The organism is Oligella sp. HMSC05A10 (genome assembly GCF_001808335.1).
GTDB lineage: Bacteria > Pseudomonadota > Gammaproteobacteria > Burkholderiales > Burkholderiaceae_B > Oligella > Oligella urethralis.
In genome coordinates this window covers 1-8,542 of sequence record NZ_KV792913.1, presented here as the reverse complement: position 1 = coordinate 8,542, position 8,542 = coordinate 1, and the positions used below count along the sequence as shown (strand labels likewise).

Annotated in this window: 10 protein-coding genes and 1 pseudogene; 2 read left to right on the top strand and 9 right to left on the bottom strand. The window is 42.8% G+C overall.

The annotated features are described in order from the left end of the window. Positions 1-114 precede the first annotated feature (114 nt). A complete protein-coding gene (locus HMPREF3144_RS05400; RefSeq protein ID WP_070476852.1) occupies positions 115-474 on the top strand; it encodes a RidA family protein in 360 nt (119 codons plus the stop codon). Between the two features lie 76 nt (positions 475-550). Here HMPREF3144_RS05400 and HMPREF3144_RS05395 read toward each other — a convergent pair whose 3' ends face one another. From HMPREF3144_RS05395 to HMPREF3144_RS05365, 7 genes are all read right to left on the bottom strand, one after another. Next, positions 551-1,633 carry a hypothetical protein gene (locus HMPREF3144_RS05395; protein WP_246823904.1) on the bottom strand — a complete coding sequence of 361 codons (1,083 nt, stop codon included), beginning with the start codon at positions 1,631-1,633 and terminating at the stop codon, positions 551-553. A gap of 45 nt (positions 1,634-1,678) precedes the next feature. Then, positions 1,679-2,581: a hypothetical protein gene (locus HMPREF3144_RS05390; RefSeq protein ID WP_070476853.1), complete on the bottom strand. Its 903-nt coding sequence runs from the start codon at positions 2,579-2,581 to the stop codon at positions 1,679-1,681. Between the two features lie 324 nt (positions 2,582-2,905). Next, entirely contained in the window at positions 2,906-3,223 is a 318-nt protein-coding gene (locus tag HMPREF3144_RS05385; protein WP_070469521.1) for a Dabb family protein, read from the bottom strand. Positions 3,224-3,251: 28 nt separating this feature from the next. Then, positions 3,252-4,049, bottom strand: a complete 798-nt coding sequence (locus HMPREF3144_RS05380; RefSeq protein ID WP_018026655.1) for an ABC transporter permease — start codon at positions 4,047-4,049, stop codon at positions 3,252-3,254. Between the two features lie 3 nt (positions 4,050-4,052). Then, a complete protein-coding gene (locus HMPREF3144_RS05375) occupies positions 4,053-4,865 on the bottom strand; it encodes an ABC transporter ATP-binding protein (protein WP_070476847.1) in 813 nt (270 codons plus the stop codon). Between the two features lie 21 nt (positions 4,866-4,886). Beyond that, a complete protein-coding gene (locus HMPREF3144_RS05370) occupies positions 4,887-5,918 on the bottom strand; it encodes an ABC transporter substrate-binding protein (protein WP_070476845.1) in 1,032 nt (343 codons plus the stop codon). Between the two features lie 149 nt (positions 5,919-6,067). After that, entirely contained in the window at positions 6,068-6,976 is a 909-nt protein-coding gene (locus tag HMPREF3144_RS05365) for a LysR family transcriptional regulator (protein WP_070476843.1), read from the bottom strand. Between the two features lie 256 nt (positions 6,977-7,232). Between HMPREF3144_RS05365 and HMPREF3144_RS05360 the strand changes: the two genes are divergently transcribed. Then, a complete protein-coding gene (locus HMPREF3144_RS05360; protein ID WP_048768023.1) occupies positions 7,233-7,802 on the top strand; it encodes a YceI family protein in 570 nt (189 codons plus the stop codon). 236 nt (positions 7,803-8,038) lie between these two features. Here HMPREF3144_RS05360 and rpsJ read toward each other — a convergent pair whose 3' ends face one another. Next, positions 8,039-8,350: a 30S ribosomal protein S10 gene (gene rpsJ / locus HMPREF3144_RS05355; RefSeq protein ID WP_018026650.1), complete on the bottom strand. Its 312-nt coding sequence runs from the start codon at positions 8,348-8,350 to the stop codon at positions 8,039-8,041. A 124-nt stretch (positions 8,351-8,474) separates the two neighbouring features. Continuing rightward, a pseudogene (locus HMPREF3144_RS11415) lies at positions 8,475-8,542 on the bottom strand (elongation factor Tu); the annotation flags it as partial.

Below are 8,542 nucleotides of genomic sequence, written 5' to 3'. Positions count from 1 at the left end.
TTAGGAAGTTTGAGGGGTTATTGCAAAGGTCTCGCTGTCACAAATTTCTGCCACGATAAAAAATCGCCTTTGTTAAAATAACCATCTGAACTTCGTTTAAAAGGATACACATCTATGTCAGCTATTGAACGCAAACACAGCGGTCCCTTAATGTCTAAAACTGTTATTCATAATGGCACGGTTTATTTATCCGGCATTGTTCCCACGCCCGAAGCTGAGGGCAAGGACATTGCCACTCAAACCCATAGTGTACTGGAGCAAATTGATGCCCTCCTTAAGGAAGCCGGTACGGATAAAAGCCGTCTTATCAGCGCACAAATCTGGTTAAGCGATATTGATCATGACTTTAGCACCATGAACAGTATCTGGGGCGAATGGTTAGACCCTAATGGCATTCCTACCCGTGCTACCGTCGAAGCTAAGCTAGCACGCCCCACGGTCAATGTTGAGATTCAAGTGACCGCTGCCTTATAGTGATTTAAACACACTCACGACGCCCATATCGATAGCCACGATATGGGCGTTATGATTTGCTCTTCGCCATCACGGCTCACAGAAACTGTCCATCCTCACGATCGACAAAAATAATCTTATCCTTTTGATGCTTCAGATAAAGTATTGGACGATGTGCTGACATAGCATCAAGCCTTCGCTTTTGAATAGCAGAAATGGGCTCCGTAAAGTGCAAGCTATTCATTTGACCTGCACTATCTTTATACCTAACATCAATACGATATACAGGATCATCACCACTATAATGTGTTTTTTTCCAAGTAATGGATTCAGTTGTACTTTTAAGTCCAGAGAGCTTAATGACATCAACTGAAACACCATTAGGCCCTGTTTCAACAGAGTCATGGCTATGAAACATCCATAAAATGACGATATTAGCTATTGGTACCCAATGCCAAACAGTGACTGTATTAAACAAGGTAAATACATCATTACTTAGGTGTTGCGTGCTTTGAGCCACATAAAGCAATGGCAAGCTCATCTGTAGCAAGGTGATAATCATCAAACATAGACCTAAGTTAATATGCCTACGAGTAAGCCGACCATGCTCATTGGCAAGTGCAAAAACAGGTGTCATTGCCTTTGGATTGAGCCACACTGGCAGATAGGCATGGGCATCACCCGCATAATCAATTGCTAAATCTTGGTTTTGCGTTTCAATGATTTGCTGAAGGCTAGAAGACGATACACCATCCAGCGGCATGGAGAAAACATGTGTGATGAGCGTGCCGGATACATTAGTGAACTGTACCTTAAGCTGACGTTCTGCGTATTCCTTAGGAAACGGATCCTCATCATCTAATGCCTTTTCTTGCGAAGACAACGATGGCAAAGCTGAAAAAACAGAGTGAGAATCACCAATTATCTCTGCGCTAACTACCTTGCCCTCCTTTTTAAGTTGAATAATGGCATAATCCGGAAGGAAATAATACTTAATTATCATCAAAAAAGCGAGCAACCAAACCGCTAAACCAATGTAGAAACCGATATGGCTAGTCCGTTCCAAATGTTCAGCAATGGAGCTGCGAGTAAATAAAAGCGGTATAGCACACAAAATATAGATGAGCAGAAAATCGACTCGTGGTCTGCGTGTCATATATACTTTACTTTCTTCGGACATAGGTATTATCCAGCGCTCAGCAACTCATGCCTGTATCTCGATAAACTACAAAAATTTACCGTGATAGGAATCTAAGAAATAAATTTTCTCAGGATTATTTTCTAAATAAAAAATCGGCCGTTGTTGCAGCATCCTCGCTAACTCTTTTTCTTTAGAATCGCTAACCGTCGATTTAAAACTAAGCTCGTGCAAATGAGCTGCGCTGTTTTCATAAGAAACATCAAAACGATAGTAAGTCACATCATCACCATAACTGGTAGCTTTCCAAGTGATTGATTCAGTCACTCCTTTCACCCCTGCTAGTTTCATCACATCAGCCGCGACACCATTTGAGGCTTTATCGACTGCGCCATGACTATGAAACATCCATAAAATGACATTATTGCATATTGGCGCCCAATGCCAAACGGTTGGTGTATTAAACAAGGTCAATACATCATCACTAAGGTGTTGCGTCGTTTGGGCAACATACAATAAAGGGATACTCATCTGTAACAAAGTGATGATAAGCAAACATAAACCCAACATGACATGTTTGCTAGTGACCCTACCGGATTCATTAGCCAGCGCAAAAGCCGGTGACTTAACTTTAGGATTTAACCAGACCGGCATTATCGCTCGGTCCACACGACGCTCGATTTGTAAATCTTGATTTTGTTCTTCAATCACTTGCGCTAGATTTGAGAAAGATGAGTAGTTTACCGACATTGAAAAAGTATGCGTCACTAGGGTTCCGGAGAGATTGTTGAACTGAACATGCAAATAGCCATACGGCTTGTTTGTGCGGACGTGAGCCTCACTATATGTCTGTCCAGTCTCCATAGCCGTTGGTGCTAAACCTGAAAAAGCATGATGGCTATCGCCAATTATCTCTGCTGTCATAACCTTACCATGCTTCTTTAGTTGAATAACAGAGAGGTCCGGCAGAAAGTAATACCAAAGAATCATCGCCAAAGCAACGCACCAAACCGCAAGACCAAGATAAAAGCCGATATGACTCGTCTGCTCGATATGCTCTACGACATTGCCTCGGATAAAAAAAGTGGAATCGCGCAGAGAGCATAAACAAACAAAAAGTACGTTTGAGGCGTGCGCTCCGAAAAGCCACTTAGCTTTGACAGCATGTATTAATCACGTCCTTTAACTTCTATGGTGCCAACAACAAAAACTCAGGGTGACGCTAGGGAATCCTTACGACTTAAAAAGCCCTGAGTTCTGGCTCGTATGCTATACAACAAAAACTCAGGGCTACAACTACATTAAAGTGCTAACTTACAGACTTTTTACCACGCAATCCTCAGCTAGCTGACCATCATAGACGACACGTTCGCCCCTAAAACTATCCAAATAGTTTTTAAAGGCTTGATGTACAGGATGGGGTTGATAGTTATCTAAACTTTCCATATCAGCAAAAATACTAGAAAGCGCATAATTAAAACCACGGGATCGGTCAGAGAAATTCTTTTTCAAATCAAACAGAATCACGCCTTCACAATGCTGCCTAATCTGCTCACAGTGATAAGCCACGGTTGCATCAAAGTCCGCCGGTAACGTGTCTTCGAATTTAAATAACACCATATGAATAATCATAAAATCCTCTAAAAATACTGCTGATATCTTAAGCCTGTTGCGTATCCGATTTCGAGCCTGGTTTCCAAGTTTGGAAATAGCGCTCAACAACACCTACTAAGGCATCGAGTAATAAAGCACATATGGTCAAGGTAATGATGCCGGCATACACCGTATTCACATCAAATGAGCCTTCGGCTTGTAAAATCAAATAACCCACACCACTGGCTGAACCCAAATACTCACCCACAACGGCACCAACAAAGGCTAAGCCGACTGACGCATGTAAGCTTGAAAAAACCCAACTGGTCGCGGAAGGCAAATACACATAACGTAATAGCTGCTTGCGATTAGCGCCTAGCATACGGGCATTATCCAACAAGGTCGGACTCACTTCGCGAATGCCTTGGTAGACGTTGAAAAACACGATAAAGAACACCAAGGTAAAAGCCAAGGCCACTTTAGACCAGATACCTAAACCGAACCACATAGCAAAAATCGGTGCTAAAATCACGCGCGGCATCGAGTTCAAAGCAGTTAGGTAGGGCTCAAAAATAAGACTGGCGGTTTTGGATAAACCCATCCACAAGCCCATTAGCATACCGGCAATGGTTCCGATCACAAACGCTAATAAGGTTTCACTTAAGGTAATGCCTAAATGCTTATAAATATTGCCATCGACCACAAACCACTTCCAGAGCACCTGAAAAACGCCCAAAGGCTCACCGAAAAAGAAAGCCAATTGATCGTCTCTGGAAACAAAATGCCATATCAAAAATAAGACGATGAGGATCCCAATCTGCCAAATCCGGTAATTATGCCTGCCAGGTGTGAGTAACTTTTTCATTGATTAAGCCTTTTCTTTTTGTTGTTGATACCCCTTGAGCACCTCTTCACGCAAAACATCCCAAATTGCATTGTGCAATTCCACAAAACGAGGGTGATTGCGCATTTCAGCCACATCACGAGGGCGCTCCAAATCGATCACAAACTCCCCGATGATTCGCGTCGCCGGTCCAGCTGCCAGAATCACAACCCGATCGCTCATGGCGATGGCTTCATCCAAGTCATGCGTGATAAATAACACGGCTTTACGTTGCGACATCCAGATATCCAGAACTTCATTTTCCATTTGTTGTCTGGTCTGAATATCCAACGCAGAAAATGGTTCATCCATCAGAATAATATCCGGATTACGAATTAGCGTCTGAGCCAACATCACTCGCTTACGCATGCCGCCTGACATTTGATGCGGGTATTTATCCTTGTGATGCTCTAAACCCACTCGCGCTAGCCACTCTACCGCTTGTTGTTCGGCAGCCTGCTTGCTAATACCGGCAAACTCCAAGCCAGCGGTAACATTTGCCAACGCTGTGCGCCAAGGGAATAAAGACTCGCCCTGAAACATGTAACCAGCACGCTTATTGATACCATCTAAAGGATTGCCATACACCATCACATCGCCTGTTGTCGGTTTCAATAAGCCGGCGGCAACATTAAGCAAGGTCGATTTTCCACAGCCCGTGGGACCGACGACAGAGACGAACTCACCGTCTTGGACATGTAAGGTCGCATCCCTAACGGCGGTATAAGGCACGCCACCTTTGTCATTGGAGACAAAGGTGCACGTGATATTGTTTAACTCTAAAACTGCTTGAGACATCAACTTATTCCTATCCCTTGATTATGACGATGTCTTTTTAACAAAACGATCATTCCAGACTTTGGATAAATCGATTTTTTCAGCTTTAATCTCTTCGTTATATGCATCAAGCGCATTTAAGGCCGTCTGCGGACCATCGGGGTCGATAATACCATCTGGAGAAAGCGCTTCAAGGCTAGCTTCTAAGGCTCGGCGATAAACGTCTGGATTGCCTAAGAGATACTGCTCAGGTACCGTCTTTATAATGTCTTCAAGACTAGCTGCTTGGATCCATTTATCCGCCTTAACAATGGCATTTGCCAAAGCTTGACACGTGTTTGGATTGTCCTCGATAAACTTGTGGGATGCATACAAACAACTAGAAGGCATTGGACCGCCAAAGATTGCTTGTGAGTCTTCTAACTTTCTTGTATCAACAATAGGATTCAATAGGCCCTCGTGCTCCAGTGTAGAAATCACTGGGTCTACATTGCTAATCGCATCAACCTGACCGGAGCGCATAGCATTAACAGCACCGGTTCCAGCACCGACACCTATAATAGATACATCACTGACACTCAAACCGTGTTTGGCTAAAAAGAAGTTAAGTAACATATTGGTTGACGAACCTGGCGCAGTCACACCAATCTTTTTACCCTTAAGATCGGCAGGCTCTTTGTAGTCAGGCATATTTTTAGTTGAGACACCCAAGGTAATCATCGGCGCACGTCCCTGCATCACAAAAGCACTATAGTTTTGACGACGATTCTGCAGGCTGATTGTATGTTCAAAAGCCCCCGAGCAAACATCAGCACTACCGCCCACCACCGCTTGTAACGCTTTAGAACCACCGGCAAAGTCAACAATCTTTACGTCCAGACCTTCATCCTTAAAGAAGCCCTTAAGATCGGCAATCGAAAGTGGTAAATAGTACACTAACGCCTGGCCACCCACTGCGATAGTAAGGGATTTTTTTTCAATGCCTTCAACCTGGGCAAAAGCTAAATTTGGACTAATGCTGACTAAACCTGCGGCACCTACTACTTTTAAAATATCACGACGAGTAAAGCTCATAAACCCCTCCAAAATTTTATAGAAATTATGCTAGTTAACTTCAAACTAACAATAATAGTACACCGTTGAAGAACCACTATGTCTGTAATTAACGATCATTTCAATACGTTATTTTACTGATTCAGCCCGCAAACCGGCACATTAATTTATTAGATTTTTAACTGTTCTCGCGTATACTCAATTAGATAATCCAGGTACACTTGCACTCGCTGAGGAATAAATTGACGACTAGGTAGACCTGCATACATCACTAATTCAGCAGTAACCCAAGGCTCCAGCACACGAACCATCTCGCCACTGGCTAGATAAGGTTGTACGATGTTACGAGCCATAGAGGCAATCCCTAAACCGTCCACGGTTGCCTTAAGTAAGGTATCTGTATGATTTGCCATCAAAATTGGCGTTATTTCAACTTCAATAACCTTTTTAGCATCACCCGTCTTCCATAGAGTCCAACCTCTGATTGGATCACTATCAGGTCGAGTGTAAATACAATCATGGCCTGCTAACTCCTCTGGTGTCTTAGGCATACCACGACGCTCAATATACTTCGTTGAAGCAACTAGAATCGCCTCCGACTGCAAAATTCTACGGGCAACCACAGCAAGGTCCGTCCCTCGCGTCGAACTAAACAGGGTAATATCGTAATCCTCGATGGGTAAAGTTCGTAAACTTCTGACCGTAACATCCAGTGTGATGCCAGGGTATAGGTCCCTAAAGCCGGAGACCGAAGGAGCGATAACGTTACTAGCTAAGGCGGCATCAGAGGATATCCTCAAGACCCCAGAAAGCTGAGCACTATGGCCACTCACTAATTCACTTGCTTGCTCCACATCTTCCAAAATTTTACAGACTCGTTCTAAATACAGTTCTCCAGCCTCTGATAATGCCACTCGTCGGGTAGTTCGATGAAAAAGTCGAACCCCTAACTCAGCCTCCAATTCAGCAATTAAACGCGTCACCACAGGCGGTGACATATCTAAAGCACGACCTGCAGCCGCAAAGCCCTTTTCAACGGCCACTCGTTGGAAAACCTTCATCGCTAATAACTTGTCCATCGCTCATTCTTTTAATTATTTCTTTGCTAGGAATAGTATATATCGATATTAATCATTTATTAACCTTTAAATGCTGTATACAATGATACGTATTAAGATTAACTTAGGTATCGACACAATGCCTCTATAAAAAACTCTGTTTTCGAGTTTTTGCTAGACTCAGACGATTGTTAGCAAATCATTTTATGCTTTGTTTGTTAATGAGCTAGCTTATAGTTATGCAGATAACAATTCACTTAATTATTGGAGAAGTTTTATGAAAAAATTACTTGCTACATCTTTAGTTTCCGCACTTTTTGCCGGTCAAGCTTTTGCAGCAGCGCAAACTTATCAGATTGACCCTGCCCATACCTTCCCAAGTTTTTCATACAGTCACTTAGGCTTATCTACTCAGCAATTACGTTTAGATAACACAAGCGGTACTGTTGTCTATGACAAAGAAGCCAAAACCGCAGAAGTCGATATTAAGCTGGATATGACAGCAATCAGCACGGGATTCAAAGAGTTTGATAAGCATATCCAAGCTGAAGACATCTTTGATACTGCTAAATTCCCGACCGCAAGCTTTAAGTCGACCAAAGTGAATTTTGAAGGTGATGCGCCTAAAACCATTGAGGGCGATTTGACCATTAAAGGCATTACTAAGCCAGTGGTACTCGAGGTCACTCACTTCTTAAATACCACTCACCCGATGTTGGAAAAAGATGCCATCGGTGCGAATGCCACAACCAAGATTTTACGTAGTGACTTTGGTGTCGATCTACATGCACCCGCAGTTAGTGATGAAGTGACTATCACGATTTCATTAGAAGCGGTTGCTGAGTAATTCATCACCATCTTTTTCTAAAATTGCCGCCGTTGGATAAGGGCAAAATGTAGTCTCTAGCCATTCGATGGCTACATTGTTTAATGGCGTATTGAAGCTTGCCGTCTTAAGCGCTTCGTTTCCCAAATCAACTGAGGTCTATGCCAACTTCGCTTGGCAAACAAAAAGCCAACTATCCGTAGCATCAATGCTTTAGATAGTTGGCTTTAAATTTTGTCGTCAGACAAAAACAGTAATTACTGTAGGGCGATCTCTACATCCACACCTGCAGGTAAGTCTAAACGCATTAGTGCGTCAACTGTTTTGTCAGTAGGATCAACAATATCCATCAAACGTTGATGCGTACGAATCTCGAACTGGTCACGTGATTTTTTGTTAACGTGTGGAGAACGTAAAATATCAAACTTTTTGAAGCGAGTAGGTAGAGGTACTGGACCACGTACCACAGCACCGGTACGCTTAGCTGTTTCAACGATTTCAGCAGCAGACTGATCGATTAATTTATAGTCAAAGGCTTTTAAGCGAATACGAATTCTTTGGCTTTTCATGAAAGTTAATCCTAAAAGAACAATATAAAGAACATAAAAAATTCAGTAGCACCCAACAACTAAAGCAAGTCGAGTGCTACCGTTTACTAATTCAAATGAATTAGTTAAGTCGCATCAATGCGAATTACTTCTCGATTTTAGCAACAACGCCGGCACCTACGGTACGACCACCCTCACGGATAGCGAAGCGTA